The organism is Enterobacter sp. LM3, assembly GCF_046622475.1.
GTDB classification, from domain to species: domain Bacteria; phylum Pseudomonadota; class Gammaproteobacteria; order Enterobacterales; family Enterobacteriaceae; genus Enterobacter; species Enterobacter cloacae_P.
Map to the genome: position 1 here is coordinate 207,354 of NZ_JBJURN010000001.1, position 15,426 is coordinate 222,779.

A 15,426-nucleotide genomic window follows, 5' to 3' on the forward strand; every position below is an offset into this window, starting at 1 on the left:
GTTGCACCTCCTGCTACTCTTTGAACGGGTTACGCGGCGTGGAGGCGCTGGCTTTTACCGCCGTGGTGCTACCCTGGCCCGGGAATGCCGGTAAAACGGCGTTATCTGACGGCTCGATAATCCCCAGCTTTTTCTCTTCCACGCGCTGCTGTTGACGAGCACGGATCTGGTCGTATTTCTCTTTCGAGGCCGCGCTGTAGTTGTCGTCGTCGCGCAGTACGGTGGTATGGATAAAGACCATCAGGTTACGCTTCGCCGTGTCCTGCGAGGTGTAGCGGAACAGCTGCCCGACAAGTGGAATATCCCCCAACAGAGGCACTTTGGAGACCGACTGTTTGGTGACGTTTTCCATCAGGCCGCCGAGCACCACCGTCTGCCCGCTGTGTACCATCACTTCGTTATTGATGGTGCGGGTGTTGAAGGTTGGGCCAAGGCTGGCATCTTCTGTTGCACTGTTGTCTACGCTGGAGACTTCCTGCTCGATCTTCAGATGGATCATGTCGCCATCGTTGATCTGTGGCACGATTTTGAGCTTAGTACCGACAGTTTTACGCTCAACAGAATTAAAGACGTTGTCGCCGCTGGTGGTTTGTGAACCGGAAAGTACCGGCACATCCTGACCGACGTTAAACGACGCTTCTTTGTTATCCAGCGTCACCACACTTGGCGTGGAGAGAATGTCGTTTTTGCCATCGGTCGAAAGCGCGGTCATCAGCGCACCGAAATCACCGTTAAAGAAGCCCGTTGCCAGACCGGTAAAACTCGCCCCTTTCATCGTGCCATTTTTAATCTGGCTAATCGGCAGGCCGGTAGAGCCAAACTGTACGCCGCCGTGCTTGCTGGTCCACTGCACGCCCAGATCCAGACCATTACCGTCCTGAACCTCAGCAATGATGGCCTCCACCAGCACCTGAGGACGGCGGATATCGAGTTTGTCGATCACCTTCTCCAGCGAATTCATCACGTTAGGTTGCGCGGTGATCACCAGCGAGTTGGTCGATTCATCGGCGGTAATATTCAGGTCAGTCGACGCCGCCGCGGTTTTACTTTTTGCCGTGCCCGGTTTATCTTTCAGCTGCTCGCCAATCCCGGTTAACACCGGAACCACTTTGCTGGCATTGGCATATTTGAGGTAGAACACGCGGGTGTTGCCCTCATTGCTCTGTTCGCGGTCGAGCTGGCCAATCAGCGAGCGGGTTCGCGCGCGCGCATCTTCCGGGCCGCTGATCACCAGGCTATTGGTTTCGTCGTCGGCCACCACTTTGGTCGCCAGCTGCGGTGCGTTTTGCCCTTTCTGCTCTTCGTTGTTGAGGTTATTCAACATATCCGAAAGCGCTTTGGCCGAGGCATAGTGCAGCGGCACAATTTCACGGCGCTGAACGCCATCTTTGTCGACGCGCTGTACCAGATCGACCAGGCGGTTAACCACGGAGGCTTTACCGGTCAGCAACAGCACGTTTGACGGTTCAAAATGCACGACGTTACCGATGCCGGAGGCGTCGTTTAACTGCCGCAGTAGCGGAGCCAGTTCACGTACCGGGACGTTCTCCATCCTGACCACACGGGTGATTATCTCATCGCCCTTGCCCGGATTTTTGCTGTCCGCAACGGGAACCCCGGCAGTACGCGCCACGCTTGAACGCACGACTTTCACCATCCCGTTATCCATCGGGATCACCGACAAACCATACAAATCGAGCACGCTCAGGAAGAACTGGTAATACTCATCTTCCGTCAGCACGTTGTAGGTTCTGACCGAGACCGTTCCCTGAACAGAGGGATCGACCAGAATGGTTTTATTTAAATTACGGCTCACCGTATCGATAAACTCGCGGATATCCGTATTTTTAAAACTCGCGCTAAAGTTAGCTGCGAACAGCGAACCCGAATATAACGACAATGCGGTCAGCGCCACGCACGCCCAGGGAAATTTCTTCATGTCTGTACACTTGTTAATTGTTTAGAACATTAACCCGAATATTTTCAAGGTGAGCGTGACGTCTGACGACGACCTCCGCTTCTTTCATTTTCGGCCAGTTAGCAACAATAGTTTTTGCATCACGTTCATTGGTCATATCGACAGAATTCACTTTTATCGCTACGTCCCCTTTTTGCAGCCCTGAATGCTTGTAGAAAGCGGACGCATTTCCTGGGTTAATGTTGTAACCTTCCAGTTGGCCCTTTTTGATTACGGGTTTTAACACCAGATAATCATTCAGATGTACGCTATCAGCACCGGCATCTTTCGTTGATTTAGCGACCGGGCCGCTTTCAACACCGCCCTTAAAATAATCAGGACGCTTTAATGCCAGTACCTGCGGAGTACCTTCATAATTAACCACCACATTATCTTTATTGATCTCCTGAATATAAGCATCGCCAAAACCAGACAGCGATTCCCCTTCACGATAGCTTTTCTGCCCACCCGACGTTTTAATCACAGCAAAGGAAAGCCAGGGATCGTCACTGCTGACAATCCCTTCTATTTCCGCCGCCAGAGGGGTTTTTACCGCAGCCGGTAAATTATCCTGACGCACTGCCGCTGTAAAAAGTGTAAACGTATTTTCTTCGGTACGTTTTCTCAGTGGCTGTTCATCTGAATTAGCCAACTTATTCGTAACTTTTTTATAATCTTTAAACGTCATATACCCTTGCTGACCGCAGAAAACCAGCAGCGCAAACATAATACAAGGGGTGATCCACTGTGACAGAAATGAGAATCTCATTTTTCACCTGGCCTTTAGCAAAGCAAAAATAAGCAGCGTCGTACTGCGCCAATATGTGAGGAAATAGTAATTACCCGCCCCGAATGCGACCACTGACTTTGCCACCAACTTTCATAAAGAAAAATATTGACCGTATAAAAACCAGATGTTAGGGCTCACCAGGAAGATATTTTTACCCTGTGTGCAAATTGACCATTTCCGGTGCTTACCTTACTTTCACGTCCTGTTGCTATGCCCTAAATAATTCGGGTTGCAGGCAGACGGCAAGCGAGCGAATCCCCGGACGCATAGAAAACTATGTGACCCGGGTGAGCGAACGCAGCCAACGCACCTGCGACCTGGAGTGTGACGGGTATATTCCTAATCAGAGACGGTAAATCGTTATGTATCAGAGCCACTTTTGTTTTAAACATCCGCCTTTCAGGAAGATCACCCGATTATCCGGGGATTTTCTGGTGCCTTATCATCAGGACGTGTTTAACCTGCTGAAAGAGAAAACCCAACAGGCGGGGATCACCGGGCTTTTTTATCATGACAGTCATCTGTTGGACTCGTTCAGCGACGTGCTGAAAACCAGCAACAGTGCCGTACTTTCCATTAATGCCTTTCCTAAACTGAGTGCCAGTAGCCTGCTGTACAAACTCAGCCCGGGAACAAAAGAGAGCAAGAACCGTATTCAGGCGGTGGATGCCGTGTTGCGCCAGTGGCAGGAAGAGCCGTCCTCACGCAAAGCGAAAGCCAAAATCCTGACGATCGCCCACAGCGAAGCCATGAAAGATAACTGCCGGGAAGTACTGGGGATGCTGCTCACGCGCGCCCGGGAGCTGGATTTCCGGTTGTCCGTCGTGCTGATGGGTTCTGCCGATCAGGACACCGCGCTGATGCAACAACCTGAACTGCGGGAATACATCCATACCCGTCATACTTTACGCCCCCTGACCTGCCGCGAATATCTCAGCTATGTGCAGGCGCAGTGTGAAGAACACGGGTGCGAACACGCCCCGTTACCCGCGGCACGCGTACGCAAAATGCATGCGCTGACAAAGGGAAACATCATCCAGTTGAATGAGCTGGCACATCTGTCGATGCTGGCGGCGTGGACGGAACGCGCGGAGAGTGTCGGCGCGCGCCATTTGCGCCTGGCAGCCGGTGAGATCCTGCCGGCAAAAAACCACGGTAAGCGCCTGGCAACCACTGGATTATTGGCCTCTGTGCTGTTCGCGGCCTGCGGCTGGTATTTGACCGCTTCTGTGAATGCAAGACTTCCCATCCGGCTACCCGTTCCGGCCAGCTGGAAACACCAGACGCCGGGCGCAGTCCGCCCCGTGGTACCGGTTATCGACAACGAAATGGTCAATCAGGCGGATGCGATGCACCAGCTTTACTTAATTTGGGGGTATGACACCTCGGCAGAAGAAGCATTGTGTCAGAACGCCGCGAAGGTAAACCTGATGTGTAAACAGGGGAATGCCTCACCGGACGCACTGGCGCATGAAGGTTATCCGTGGATCAGTGAACTGAAAACGGGCGGTCATCTTAACTATGCCGTCGTCGCCCGCGTCGGGGACAATTCAATCGACCTGCTGATGAACAACCGCACCTGGCAGGTGAGCCGTAACTGGTTCAGTCAGCATGCGACCGGCAATTATACGCAACTGCATCGCCTGACGCCGGAGGGTAAAAACGCCATCAGTACCGCCAGTGACAGCAAAGATATGACCTGGCTCGATCAGCAATTAAGCCAGGTGCTCGCCCAGCCCGAAACACATTCCCGGAGCTGGACGGCGGAGATGATGAAACGCACTCGCGAGTTCCAGCAAAAAATGAACCTGCATGTGGACGGCATTCCTGGTGAAGATACGTTGATGCAGCTTATGCGTGAAACCCATACGACGCCGAGCGTGCTGATCCAGGTCCCTCAGACCACGACGGCGGTGAAACCGCAGGAGAAGAATTCCTGATGTCTACAATCTGTCTTGCGGCCCAGCGCAGCTACGCAACCGGGGAGGCCGTCTGGTTTTCGTACCGCTTCCCCAGCCTGAAGAAAATTGCCGGTAACACGTTATTGTGGATGCTGGGACTATGCACCATGCTGGTGGCCGGACTTTACACGCATGTTTACTGGAACCTGCGCCACCCGGCAGCCGAGCCGGTTAAGGCGAGCGTCGCCAAACCGGAAACACAGCTTTCGGATATGCATTATGTGTACGTGAGTAAGCCGTTCCCGCATCCGCAACCCAAACCGGAGCCGCCAGCAAAAGCGATCCCTGCCATGCAGGATATGCCGATCAATAGTGATGCAGCAGACTGGCAGCAGGCACCTGACGGGGATATTCCGCGCGACACGTCGCACGATACCCTACCGGGAACCGAGGCACACGAGGATGCCCCCGCAAACACGGGCCAGGAAGATGCGTCAGTGGCCGAATTATTAAAGCAGGCATTAAAAGAACAGGAGCAGGATTATTCACAAGGCAAAATTCCCGCGCCACCGGTTGATGAAACGCAGGATAATTCACGGGCAAATGTGGGACATCAAGAGAACACCCGGTCTCCCTCAGGTAAAAAAGGAGACCAACTGGGATAATTAATATTTTTCCGGCAGGGTGGTGATGTTAAGGAGTCGACCCTTTTCCACCACAATATATTGCCCTTTCTTCAGATCGGAAAGTATTTTGATGATGGTACTGCGCGCCAGGTTAGTGTATTCCTGAATATAGTCATAAACGTTGATATCACGTTGATGATAAATAATCAGTTCATTTATCTCTAACAAAAACTCGCGCACAACAGAGTAAGCACTGCGGGCAACCAAAACGTCATCACGTTTGCTCAGCATGCAGATATACCAGGAGAGCACCTTAGTGAGCTGTGGCCACAGGTTTTTCTCCGTCATCAACTGAGCAAAAACCACTTTCGGGATAGAGCGAACCACCGCATTCGTCCGTACCATGCCATACATGTGGGACGACTGGTAATAAATTGATGACAGGCCAAAGATACACTGACCTTGTAGCATGAACATACACAGTTCGTCTGATTCGCGGCGGAACTCAACTTCACCGCTGACAATGATATGAATATAGTCATTATCGCTGGTTGTTATTTTCTGCCATTTCTTTAAGGTTTTTTCTTCATAACCCTCAGTTGCAGAAATAATGGCGTCCAGTTCACTATGAGGGCGTAATTTTTACCGTAAATGCTTAACATTGTTATACCCGTTTTAAGATGTTTATTTAAGATGTGAGAACCCGCAGTAACAATACTGCGAGCATTCCATTTGAAATAAAAAACCAGGCCGAGAAATAATCTCTGATTATAAGATTTATTGTGTGATTGCTTAGCGAGCTATGTGTCTATCATAGATTCGGGTAATATTAAGTCAATTAACTATAATTTAAACATCATTGAACCTAAGATTAATCTTAGGCTTATTCTGGACAGGATCCCCACTCAAACCCTGAAAGACGGGGGAATTACTCCTGCCCGTATTTCTCTAAAAGCGCTTCGGCGATGGCCATCGTTTCGACATCCGCGACACCGTTCCACAGCGAGGGGCGGTAATGCATCTGAAACGCTGTAATCACTCTTTTCTGCTGCTGCTCTGTCGCGTTGTCAGGGACTTCATAACCATAACGCGCCAGCAGATCGAGCAATGCCGCACGATCCACGTCCTGATTACGTGGGCGGCCATTGATGTAAAACGCGACGCGAGCGGGATCTGGCCAGGCACCTATCCCCTGCTTTGCCAACGCCTGCCACGGAAACAGCGGGCCAGGATCGTCCTTGCGCTGCGGTGCAATATCAGAATGCGCCACCACGTTCTGCGGTTTGATGTCGTAGCGGGCAATAATATCTTTGGCGAGAGGGATCAGTGCCGCAATTTGCGCGGGCTCGAACGGTGTGAAGGATTTCGTCCCCCCGGTCTTTTGCCAGCCACGGTTTTCCAGCTCAATACCGACAGACGTATCATTAATGCGGTTAGTGCCGCGCCAGAAGCTGATACCCGCATGCCAGGCCAGTTCGCTCTCTGGCACCAGCTGCCAGATGCGCGGTTTACCATCAGGAACAGGCGGGTTCGCGGGGATCAAATAGTGGGAGCTGACGTTTTTATCCGTCAGCGTTGCCAGCGAGCTGTCAAAATCATCGGCGGTGTAGTGGAGCACCAGCACCTTTATGCGTGGGTAGGCTGCCTGCGCCTGATGACGGGTATCCAGCTCATAGGTACCTTTATCAACAATGCCTTTTTCCGTGGCACAGCCTGCCAGCAACAGCGCCAGCAGGAAGGTTGAGAGCGTACGCTTCATCGACGGGTTTTCACCGCCGTACCGCTTACGCTCACCATCAGCATGCTGGCATCTTTACCGACCGTTTCGTAGTCAATATCAATCCCTACAACCGCATCTGCGCCCAGTGCCTGCGCCTGCTCGCCCAGCTCTTTGAACGCAATTTCACGCGCTTTACGCAGCTCTTTTTCGTAAGCGCCAGAACGCCCACCGACGATGTCGCGGATCCCGGCAAAGAAGTCCCGGAAGATGTTCGCCCCGAGAATGGCCTCGCCCGTTACCACACCGCAATATTCAATAATCGGTTGTCCTTCCAGGGTTGGCGTCGTTGAAAATTGCATACTTTATCTCCTTCTTTAGCGTTCAATGCGTTAGCGTGTTGCTCAGGCAGCATTATCGGTTCGTTACGCTATGATTGAAAGGATAGTTAATAAATAAGGAAATCAACATGCGCTACTCTGCTTTAACGCTTTTAGTGCCCTGTGCGCTGGTGCTCAGCGCCTGTACCACCACGGTTACGCCAGCCTTTAAGGATATCGGTACCCGCAGCGGCCCATGTATTGATGGCGGCCCGGATACCGTGGCGCAGCAGTTTTATGATTATCGCATTCAGCACCGCAGTAACGACATCACGGCCCTGCGTCCGTACCTGAGCGATGGTCTGGCAAAGCGGCTCACCGATGCGTCGCGCGTTCCGCAGCATAACGCGTTGCTGAAATCCGATCCGTTCTCCAGCCGGGCTACGCTGCCAGACAGCGCCGAGGTTGCCAGCGCCTCGACAATCCCGAACACCGATGCACGAAACATTCCCCTGCGCGTAAAACTGACCCAGGGCACCCAGACCTGGCAGGATGAAGTGCTGATGATCCGTGAAGGTCAGTGCTGGGCGGTGGACGACGTACGCTACGTTGGCGGTAGCGTTCATGCCCCGGCAGGTACGCTTCGCCAGTCGATTGAAAACCGCTAAACCAACCGTTATAAAATTGTAACCCCCGTAAAATGTGCGGCATTTCATACGGAATGCCGACATTTATACTTGTCGCCCTTGCGGTTCACTATTTTGTGCTATGTTTAGAGAGGTTTGCGGGTTATATTTAACTTTTAACGCAGAAATATTGCATAACTATTCTGTCAACGGTACTATCTGCGGCTTCAATGGCTATAGATTGCCTGGATGAGTAAAGACTGCCCCGATGAGTATTAAACTAAACGGCATTAACTGCTTTTACGGCGCACACCAGGCGCTGTTTGACATCACGCTGAACTGCCCGGAAGGCGAAACGTTGGTTTTGCTTGGCCCAAGCGGCGCAGGTAAAAGTTCTCTTTTGCGTGTCCTTAATCTGCTTGAAATGCCCCGTTCCGGTACGCTGGCGATTGCCGGCAACCATTTTGACTTCGCGAAAACCCCGTCAGAAAAAGCGATTCGCGAATTGCGTCAAAACGTCGGCATGGTCTTCCAGCAATACAACCTCTGGCCTCACCTGACCGTCCTGCAAAACCTGATTGAAGCGCCTTGTCGCGTGCTCGGTTTAAGCAAAGATCAGGCGATGGCACGTGCCGAGAAGTTGCTGGAACGTCTGCGTCTTAAACCGTACAGCGACCGTTATCCTCTGCACCTTTCAGGTGGTCAGCAACAGCGCGTGGCCATTGCCCGTGCTCTGATGATGGAGCCTGCGGTTCTGCTGTTTGATGAGCCGACCGCAGCGCTGGACCCGGAAATTACCGCCCAGATCGTGAGCATCATTCGTGAGCTGGCGGAAACCAACATTACACAAGTCATCGTTACCCATGAAGTGGAAGTGGCGCGCAAAACCGCCAGCCGCGTGGTTTACATGGAAAACGGGTATATCGTTGAGCAAGGTGATGCGAGCTGCTTCACGAACCCGCAAACCGATGCCTTCAAAAATTACTTATCTCACTGATGTGTTAGGGAAAATGATAATGAAAAAAGTATTGATTGCCGCGCTGCTTGCTAGCGTCAGCCTTTCCGCTACCGCAGCCCAGACCATTCGTTTCGCTACCGAAGCGTCTTATCCTCCGTTTGAATCCATCGACGCCAACAACAAAATTGTTGGCTTCGACGTGGATCTGGCTAACGCCCTGTGTAAAGAGATCGACGCCACCTGTACCTTCAGCAACCAGGCGTTTGACAGCCTGATCCCAAGCCTGAAGTTCCGCCGTATCGACGCCGTGATGGCGGGTATGGACATCACCCCTGAACGTGAAAAGCAGGTGCTGTTCTCCACGCCGTACTATGACAACTCCGCCCTGTTCATTGGTCAGAAAGGGAAATTCACCTCTATTGATCAGCTGAAAGGCAAGAAAGTTGGCGTGCAGAACGGTACCACCCACCAGAAATTCATTACCGATAAGCACCCGGAAATCACCACCGTTCCGTATGACAGCTACCAGAATGCGAAGCTGGATCTGCAGAATGGCCGTATTGACGGTGTGTTTGGTGATACCGCCGTGGTGACTGAATGGCTGAAAGCGAACGACAAACTGGCGGCTGTTGGTGACAAAGTGACAGATAAAGCGTACTTCGGTACCGGTCTCGGCATCGCCGTGCGTCAGGGCAACACTGACCTGCAGCAGAAATTCAACGCTGCGCTGGAAAAAGTGAAGAAAGACGGCACCTACGAAACCATCTACAAAAAATGGTTCCAGAAGTAATTCCTGATGAATGAAATTTTTCCTTTAGCAAGCGCCGCCGGGATGACCGTCGGCCTTGCCGTTTGTGCACTGATTATCGGCCTCGTGCTGGCGATGTTCTTTGCGGTATGGGAATCAGCGAAATGGTTCCCTGTCGCCTGGACGGGTTCCGCGCTGGTGACCGTGCTGCGTGGATTACCCGAGATTCTGGTCGTCCTGTTTATCTATTTCGGTTCCTCACAGCTGCTGTTAACGCTGTCAGACGGCTTTACCATCAATCTTGGGTTTGCGCAGATCCCGGTGCAGATGCAGATTGAAAACTTTGACGTCAGCCCGTTCCTGTGTGGCGTGATCGCCCTCTCCCTGCTCTACTCCGCCTATGCCTCGCAGACCCTGCGCGGCGCGCTGAAAGCGGTACCGCAGGGGCAGTGGGAATCTGGCCAGGCGTTAGGTTTATCGAAAGCGGCTATTTTCTTCCGTCTGGTGATGCCGCAGATGTGGCGTCATGCTCTGCCGGGTCTGGGTAACCAGTGGCTGGTACTGTTGAAAGACACCGCGCTGGTGAGCCTGATAAGCGTGAATGATTTGATGCTGCAAACCAAAAGTATCGCCACCCGTACCCAGGAACCGTTTACCTGGTACATTGTGGCGGCCGCTATCTACCTGGTGATCACGTTGCTGAGTCAGTACATCCTGAAGCGGATTGACCTGCGTGCAACACGTTTTGAACGGAGACCAGGCTGATGCTTGACTACTTACCCGAGCTGATGAAAGGGCTGCACACCAGCCTGACGCTGACCGTGGCGTCCATCATCGTGGCGCTGATCCTGGCACTCATCTTCACCATCATCCTGACGCTGAAAACGCCAGTGCTGGTGTGGATTGTGCGCGGCTACATCACCCTGTTTACCGGTACACCGCTGCTGGTGCAGATCTTCCTGATTTACTACGGCCCGGGCCAGTTCCCGTCGCTGCAGGAGTATCCGGTTATCTGGCATCTGCTCTCTGAACCGTGGCTGTGTGCCCTGATTGCTCTCTCCCTGAACAGTGCGGCCTATACCACCCAGCTGTTCTACGGTGCTATCCGGGCGATCCCGGAAGGGCAATGGCAGTCCTGCGGTGCGCTGGGCATGAGCAAAAAAGACACGCTGGCTATACTGCTGCCGTACGCCTTTAAGCGTGCGCTGTCCTCGTATTCCAACGAAGTGGTGCTGGTATTCAAAAGTACTTCTCTGGCCTACACCATTACGCTGATGGAAGTGATGGGCCACGGACAGCTGCTGTATGGACGCACCTACGACGTGATGGTGTTCGGTGCAGCGGGTCTGGTGTATCTGGTGGTGAACGGTCTGCTGACGTTGATGATGCGTCTGATTGAACGTAAAGCGCTGGCGTTCGAGCGCAGAAATTAATCACTCAGGTGCATAAATCTATATTCCCGATGCGGGTAACCTTATGGGTTGCCCGCTTTTTTTTGTGATAAAAATAATATTTAATCATTTTTATTGCATATAAATTCAATCACTGGCATTGTACATCCATGCCGCAGACACGGCGCATAATGACAAGATTGACAGACGGGAGTATTCAATGAAAAAGTTAGTTCTGGCCGCATTACTGGCAACTTTCGCCGCTGGCGCATCCGCCGCAGAGAAAATCAATTTCGGTGTTTCTGCTACCTACCCACCGTTTGAATCACTGGATGCCAGCAACCAGATTGTCGGGTTTGATATTGACCTGGCAAAAGCGCTGTGCAAACAGATGCAGGCCGACTGCACATTCACCAACCACGCATTTGACAGCCTGATCCCGTCTCTGAAATTCAAGAAATACGACGCGGTGATCTCCGGTATGGACATCACCCCAGAACGTAGCAAACAGGTCTCCTTCACCGACCCGTACTATGCAAACTCTGCGGTAGTGATTGCCAAAAAAGGCGAGTACAAATCCTTTGGCGAGCTGAAAGGCAAACGCATTGGGATGGAAAACGGCACCACGCACCAGAAATACCTGCAGGACAAACATCCTGAAGTGAAAACCGTGGCCTATGACAGCTACCAGAACGCGATTATCGACCTGAAAAATGGCCGTATCGATGGCGTGTTTGGTGACACCGCCGTGGTAAACGAGTGGCTGAAAACCAACCCGCAGCTGGGTACCGCCACTGAAAAAGTGACCGACCCGCAGTACTTTGGCACCGGTCTGGGTATCGCGGTTCGTCCGGATAACAAAGCCCTGCTGGAAAAACTGAACGGCGCGCTGAAAGCAATTAAAGCAGACGGGACGTATCAGAAAATCAGCGAGCAGTGGTTCCCGCAGTAATACTTTGTTGTCGGGTGGCTCGGCCTCGGGGGGTCTGTAGCCCGAGCCATCCGGCAACGTCTCACAGTGGTACAAAGAAGCGAAAACGGGCTCCGCTCACCGAATCCATCAGCCTGATCCCACCGCCGTGCAATTCCAGCATCCGTTTCACAATTAACAACCCTAACCCCCCGCGATTCTCCCGTGACGCCTGTGGGTTTAACGCAGAAGGACGCTGAAACAGCCCGTCGCGCAGCGCAGCATCAATGCCTGCCCCGCTGTCCGCCACTTCGACCTGCAGCTGCTCGTTCTCCTGCCACACCGCCATGCGGATCTCGCCACCCGGGGGCGTATGACGTATCGCGTTATCCAGCAAATTGGTCACCACCCGCTCAATCATCGACACGTCGGCGTTTAAAAGTGGCAGAGGCCCCGGCACATCAATATGCAGATTCAGCTCACGCGTGCGCGCCGCCAGTTCAAACTTCTGCGCCACATCGGAAATCAGCTCTCCCATCGCAAAGCGCTCGCGCTGTGGTTTTATACCGCCGTGCTCAAGACGCGCCAGTTCAAACAGCTGTTGCGACAGATGCCGCACCTTTTGTCCCTGGCGCAGCGCGGTGGTGAGATATTGCTGGTGCTCCTGCGGCGTCAGCGTGGCGGATTTGAGCGACAGCGTCTCCAGATAGCCCAGCAATGAGGTAAGCGGCGTGCGCAGATCGTGCGAAATATTGGCAATAAACTCCCGGCGCTGACGGTCGCTATCGGCCAGGAGATCCCATTGCGTGGTGATTTTGCGCGCCAGCTCGATAAAGGTATTGCGCAGGATCGCCACTTCATCATTTGCCGCGGGCTCCGGCGGTTGTGCCGCCAGCTGTTTGATGGCAGTCATGCTGTCCTGCTCCAGCCCGGCGACCTCCAGCGTCAGGCGTTTCACCGGACGCGTCACCCAGTACCAGACCAGCAACCCCGCCAGCAGGCCAAACAGCGCCACCAGCAACAACGACCAGAGTGCCGTGCTCCAGAGCGCTTTATGCCAGGCCATCTCTGCCAGCGCATTTGACTCTTCGCCCTGCAAAATAATGTAGAGATAGCCTTTCAGCTCACCGTCCTGACGCAATGGGGTAACGCTGAAGACTTTCTGCCCCTGGCTACGGGGGTCGTCTCCAAAAACCGGCATTGCCGCACCGTTGAGGAAGGTTTGCAATGGCGCAATATCGATTTTTTGCCGCTGAATATGGCCCGGAGGTGCTGCATCGGCCAGCAGATCGCCGTCGGGAGAGATGACATACAGCTCAACGCTCGGGTTAAAGGTCATCAGCCGATCGAACAGCGGTTTCAACACGCGGCGGTCGACGCTGCCCTGGGCGTCCAGAATCGGTTCACGCTGCACAATCTGTTGCGCCAGTCCCCCGGACAGCCGCTGCACCATTGCGTTGCCGTACTGCATGCTGCTGTAGAGCTGCACCGCGCAGGCAACGGTGGCGCAGAGCATCAGCAGCAGAATAAACAGCACCGTCAGCCGCTGGCTCAGGTTAAAGCGGCGCATCTTGATTCAGCTCCGCAAATTTGTAGCCTTTACCCCAGACGGTACGAATGATCTCCGGCTCGGCGGCATCTTTTTCAATCTTGATACGCAGGCGGTTAATGTGGGTGTTGACGGTATGTTCGTAACCCTCGTGCTGATAACCCCAGACCTGCTCAAGCAACGCCAGACGCGAGAAAACCTCGCCAGGATGACGGGCAAAGAAGTACAACAGTTCGAATTCGCGCGGGGTGAGATCGACCTCCTGCCCGTGCAGGCGTACCGTTCGCGCAAGCGGATCGAGCGTCAGGCCGTGAGCCTGAACGTGTCCGGTGGTCTGCGCCTGCCCCATCGCCTGCTGGCGGCGAAACAGCGCCTTGATGCGTGCAATCAGCTCCTGCACTGAGAACGGTTTTGCCAGGTAATCATCAGCGCCGGTTTCCAGCCCGGTAATGCGGTCGGTTTCGCTACTACGGGCGCTGATGATGATCACCGGCAGGTAACGGGTCATCTGGCGGATACGGCGACAAATTTCCAGTCCGTCGACATTAGGGAGCATCAAATCGAGGATGACGGCATCCCACGGCTGTTTTTCCAGCCGGTGCAAGGCACTGCCCCCATCGGGTTCGTGGGTAATGGCGTAGCCTTCATCTTCTAAATTGAGGCGCAGAAGCGCCGCGATATCGTGGTCATCTTCCACCAGCAGGATCTGCTTCATGGACAAGCCTTCATTCAATTCTGATGACTTAAGCTTACCTGATTTCGCAGAGGGGAAGAGTTCACATTTTGTTTAAGATTTCACGAGCAATGTTAGCACTTCATAATGCGCGGTATGCGGGAACATATCGAAAAGCTGAACGCGTTCGATACGGTAGCCCGGAAGATGGGCAATGTCTTTTGCCATTGTCTGCGCGTTGCAGCTGGAATAGACAATGTAATCCGGTGCCATCTGGCTCAGGTAATCGCACAGGGCTTTCCCGATGCCACGCCGTGGCGGGTTGACCAGTACCAGCTCCGGCACATTGCCCTGGCCGGTGGCGAACTGGGTTGAGTCCAGCGCCTGGAAATGAAGGTCTGTTAACCCCAGCTCAGCGGCGGACTGTTTTGCACAGGCAATCGCTTCTGCAGAAATCTCAATCCCGGTCAGTTGCATTTCAGGGGTGGCACAGTGCAGACCGAATCCCCCCACGCCGCAGAATAAATCCCACATATGGCGGATATTTAACGCGCGGACCCAGTCGCGTGCAGTGGCGTACAGCGCACTCGCAACCGTCGGGTTTGTCTGGAAGAAACTTTGCGGACGGATCCACAGCGGCACACCGTTGAAGTTTTCTGCCAGCGCATGCTCCCCGGTGAAGAAAACTTCTGTGTCCCCTTCCATGATCGCCATATGCACCGGCTGAATATTCGCGGTAATGACCTTCAACTGAGGAAGCTGCTGCTGAAGCCACGGCAGCGCCGCACGCAATTGCTCAAGCTTAGCCTCTGAGCGCAGCACAAAACGCAGCATCATACCGCCGTCAATCTGGCTCTCGGTCAGAAGCAGGTATTTCAGCTCGCCGCGCTTACGGGCAACGTTATAGGGCGTTAACCCGGCACGGGCAATGAACGGCTTCAGTGCGGCAAAAACAGGTTCAAACGACGCAGGATAAAGCGGACAGTCGGTTAAATCTTCCGGTGTACCGTCGCGGTGCAACATCCCCAGCAGCGGTTTTTCAACGCTGCCGCTGACCACCATTTTGGCCTTATTACGAAAACCCTGCTCTGGCCCACTAACGGGTGCGCACCACTCTCCCACCGCGTGTTCAGCCAGCAGCTGTTGCAGGTCGGCCATTTTGGCGGTGAGTTGTTGGGGAACCGGCTGTTCTATCCACTGACAGGAGCGGCAGCGACCGGCGTCATAGAGTGCGCACTGCATATGAAGACCTTAAGAATC

At 53.4% G+C, this 15,426-nt stretch carries 15 protein-coding genes and 1 pseudogene; 8 read left to right on the top strand and 8 right to left on the bottom strand.

Going from position 1 to position 15,426, the window contains the following annotated elements:
• Positions 1-13: 13 nt before the first annotated feature.
• Positions 14-1,939, bottom strand: a complete 1,926-nt coding sequence (gene gspD, locus ACJ9N4_RS00935) for a type II secretion system secretin GspD (protein WP_182274333.1) — start codon at positions 1,937-1,939, stop codon at positions 14-16.
• A gap of 13 nt (positions 1,940-1,952) precedes the next feature.
• A complete protein-coding gene (gene gspC, locus ACJ9N4_RS00940; RefSeq protein ID WP_411500194.1) occupies positions 1,953-2,684 on the bottom strand; it encodes a type II secretion system protein GspC in 732 nt (243 codons plus the stop codon).
• A 425-nt stretch (positions 2,685-3,109) separates the two neighbouring features.
• On the opposite strand from gspC, the gene ACJ9N4_RS00945 reads away from it, so the two are divergent.
• Together ACJ9N4_RS00945 and ACJ9N4_RS00950 are read left to right on the top strand one after the other, a co-directional pair.
• Positions 3,110-4,687, top strand: a complete 1,578-nt coding sequence (locus tag ACJ9N4_RS00945) for an ExeA family protein (RefSeq protein WP_182274331.1) — start codon at positions 3,110-3,112, stop codon at positions 4,685-4,687.
• Entirely contained in the window at positions 4,687-5,313 is a 627-nt protein-coding gene (locus tag ACJ9N4_RS00950; RefSeq protein WP_395122820.1) for a hypothetical protein, read from the top strand. The genes ACJ9N4_RS00945 and ACJ9N4_RS00950 overlap by 1 nt, the downstream gene beginning before the upstream one ends.
• Here ACJ9N4_RS00950 and ACJ9N4_RS00955 read toward each other — a convergent pair.
• From ACJ9N4_RS00955 to ACJ9N4_RS00965, 3 genes and pseudogenes are all read right to left on the bottom strand, one after another.
• A pseudogene (locus ACJ9N4_RS00955) lies at positions 5,314-5,936 on the bottom strand (helix-turn-helix domain-containing protein).
• Between the two features lie 266 nt (positions 5,937-6,202).
• Positions 6,203-7,033 carry an N-acetylmuramoyl-L-alanine amidase gene (locus ACJ9N4_RS00960; protein WP_182919686.1) on the bottom strand — a complete coding sequence of 277 codons (831 nt, stop codon included), beginning with the start codon at positions 7,031-7,033 and terminating at the stop codon, positions 6,203-6,205.
• Positions 7,030-7,353: a heavy metal-binding domain-containing protein gene (locus ACJ9N4_RS00965; RefSeq protein WP_182274327.1), complete on the bottom strand. Its 324-nt coding sequence runs from the start codon at positions 7,351-7,353 to the stop codon at positions 7,030-7,032. Before ACJ9N4_RS00965 ends, ACJ9N4_RS00960 begins: the two co-directional genes overlap by 4 nt.
• A gap of 107 nt (positions 7,354-7,460) precedes the next feature.
• Between ACJ9N4_RS00965 and ACJ9N4_RS00970 the strand changes: the two genes are divergently transcribed.
• From ACJ9N4_RS00970 to artJ, 6 genes are all read left to right on the top strand, one after another.
• Positions 7,461-7,979 carry a lipoprotein gene (locus ACJ9N4_RS00970; protein ID WP_182919685.1) on the top strand — a complete coding sequence of 173 codons (519 nt, stop codon included), beginning with the start codon at positions 7,461-7,463 and terminating at the stop codon, positions 7,977-7,979.
• Between the two features lie 226 nt (positions 7,980-8,205).
• The gene (gene artP / locus ACJ9N4_RS00975) at positions 8,206-8,934 is read left to right on the top strand and encodes an arginine ABC transporter ATP-binding protein ArtP (RefSeq protein ID WP_182274325.1); all 729 of its coding nucleotides are present in this window, start codon (positions 8,206-8,208) and stop codon (positions 8,932-8,934) included.
• 19 nt (positions 8,935-8,953) lie between these two features.
• Entirely contained in the window at positions 8,954-9,685 is a 732-nt protein-coding gene (artI, locus tag ACJ9N4_RS00980) for an arginine ABC transporter substrate-binding protein ArtI (protein ID WP_182274324.1), read from the top strand.
• 6 nt (positions 9,686-9,691) lie between these two features.
• Entirely contained in the window at positions 9,692-10,408 is a 717-nt protein-coding gene (gene artQ / locus ACJ9N4_RS00985) for an arginine ABC transporter permease ArtQ (protein ID WP_182274323.1), read from the top strand.
• Positions 10,408-11,076, top strand: a complete 669-nt coding sequence (gene artM / locus ACJ9N4_RS00990) for an arginine ABC transporter permease ArtM (RefSeq protein WP_182274322.1) — start codon at positions 10,408-10,410, stop codon at positions 11,074-11,076. The genes artQ and artM overlap by 1 nt, the downstream gene beginning before the upstream one ends.
• A 178-nt stretch (positions 11,077-11,254) precedes the next feature.
• Positions 11,255-11,986 (top strand): arginine ABC transporter substrate-binding protein ArtJ, encoded by a 732-nt coding sequence (gene artJ, locus ACJ9N4_RS00995; RefSeq protein WP_182274321.1) that lies wholly within the window; start codon positions 11,255-11,257, stop codon positions 11,984-11,986.
• A gap of 61 nt (positions 11,987-12,047) precedes the next feature.
• Here artJ and ACJ9N4_RS01000 read toward each other — a convergent pair whose 3' ends face one another.
• The 3 genes from ACJ9N4_RS01000 to rlmC all read right to left on the bottom strand — a co-directional run bounded on the left by ACJ9N4_RS01000 (position 12,048) and on the right by rlmC (position 15,408).
• Positions 12,048-13,514, bottom strand: coding sequence for a sensor histidine kinase (locus ACJ9N4_RS01000; RefSeq protein WP_395122823.1), 1,467 nt, complete (start codon positions 13,512-13,514; stop codon positions 12,048-12,050).
• Entirely contained in the window at positions 13,501-14,208 is a 708-nt protein-coding gene (locus ACJ9N4_RS01005; protein ID WP_182274319.1) for a response regulator transcription factor, read from the bottom strand. The genes ACJ9N4_RS01000 and ACJ9N4_RS01005 overlap by 14 nt, the downstream gene beginning before the upstream one ends.
• Before the next feature lie 72 nt (positions 14,209-14,280).
• A complete protein-coding gene (rlmC, locus tag ACJ9N4_RS01010; RefSeq protein ID WP_182274318.1) occupies positions 14,281-15,408 on the bottom strand; it encodes a 23S rRNA (uracil(747)-C(5))-methyltransferase RlmC in 1,128 nt (375 codons plus the stop codon).
• Between the last annotated feature and the right edge of the window lie 18 nt (positions 15,409-15,426).

Coding starts and splice junctions, on each gene's coding strand:
- gspD (WP_182274333.1), bottom strand. CDS start 1,939: ATGAAGAAATTTCCCTGGGCGTGCGTGGCGCTGACCGCATTGTCGTTA.
- gspC (WP_411500194.1), bottom strand. CDS start 2,684: ATGTTTGCGCTGCTGGTTTTCTGCGGTCAGCAAGGGTATATGACGTTT.
- ACJ9N4_RS00945 (WP_182274331.1), top strand. CDS start 3,110: ATGTATCAGAGCCACTTTTGTTTTAAACATCCGCCTTTCAGGAAGATC.
- ACJ9N4_RS00950 (WP_395122820.1), top strand. CDS start 4,687: ATGTCTACAATCTGTCTTGCGGCCCAGCGCAGCTACGCAACCGGGGAG.
- ACJ9N4_RS00960 (WP_182919686.1), bottom strand. CDS start 7,033: ATGAAGCGTACGCTCTCAACCTTCCTGCTGGCGCTGTTGCTGGCAGGC.
- ACJ9N4_RS00965 (WP_182274327.1), bottom strand. CDS start 7,353: ATGCAATTTTCAACGACGCCAACCCTGGAAGGACAACCGATTATTGAA.
- ACJ9N4_RS00970 (WP_182919685.1), top strand. CDS start 7,461: ATGCGCTACTCTGCTTTAACGCTTTTAGTGCCCTGTGCGCTGGTGCTC.
- artP (WP_182274325.1), top strand. CDS start 8,206: ATGAGTATTAAACTAAACGGCATTAACTGCTTTTACGGCGCACACCAG.
- artI (WP_182274324.1), top strand. CDS start 8,954: ATGAAAAAAGTATTGATTGCCGCGCTGCTTGCTAGCGTCAGCCTTTCC.
- artQ (WP_182274323.1), top strand. CDS start 9,692: ATGAATGAAATTTTTCCTTTAGCAAGCGCCGCCGGGATGACCGTCGGC.
- artM (WP_182274322.1), top strand. CDS start 10,408: ATGCTTGACTACTTACCCGAGCTGATGAAAGGGCTGCACACCAGCCTG.
- artJ (WP_182274321.1), top strand. CDS start 11,255: ATGAAAAAGTTAGTTCTGGCCGCATTACTGGCAACTTTCGCCGCTGGC.
- ACJ9N4_RS01000 (WP_395122823.1), bottom strand. CDS start 13,514: ATGCGCCGCTTTAACCTGAGCCAGCGGCTGACGGTGCTGTTTATTCTG.
- ACJ9N4_RS01005 (WP_182274319.1), bottom strand. CDS start 14,208: ATGAAGCAGATCCTGCTGGTGGAAGATGACCACGATATCGCGGCGCTT.
- rlmC (WP_182274318.1), bottom strand. CDS start 15,408: ATGCAGTGCGCACTCTATGACGCCGGTCGCTGCCGCTCCTGTCAGTGG.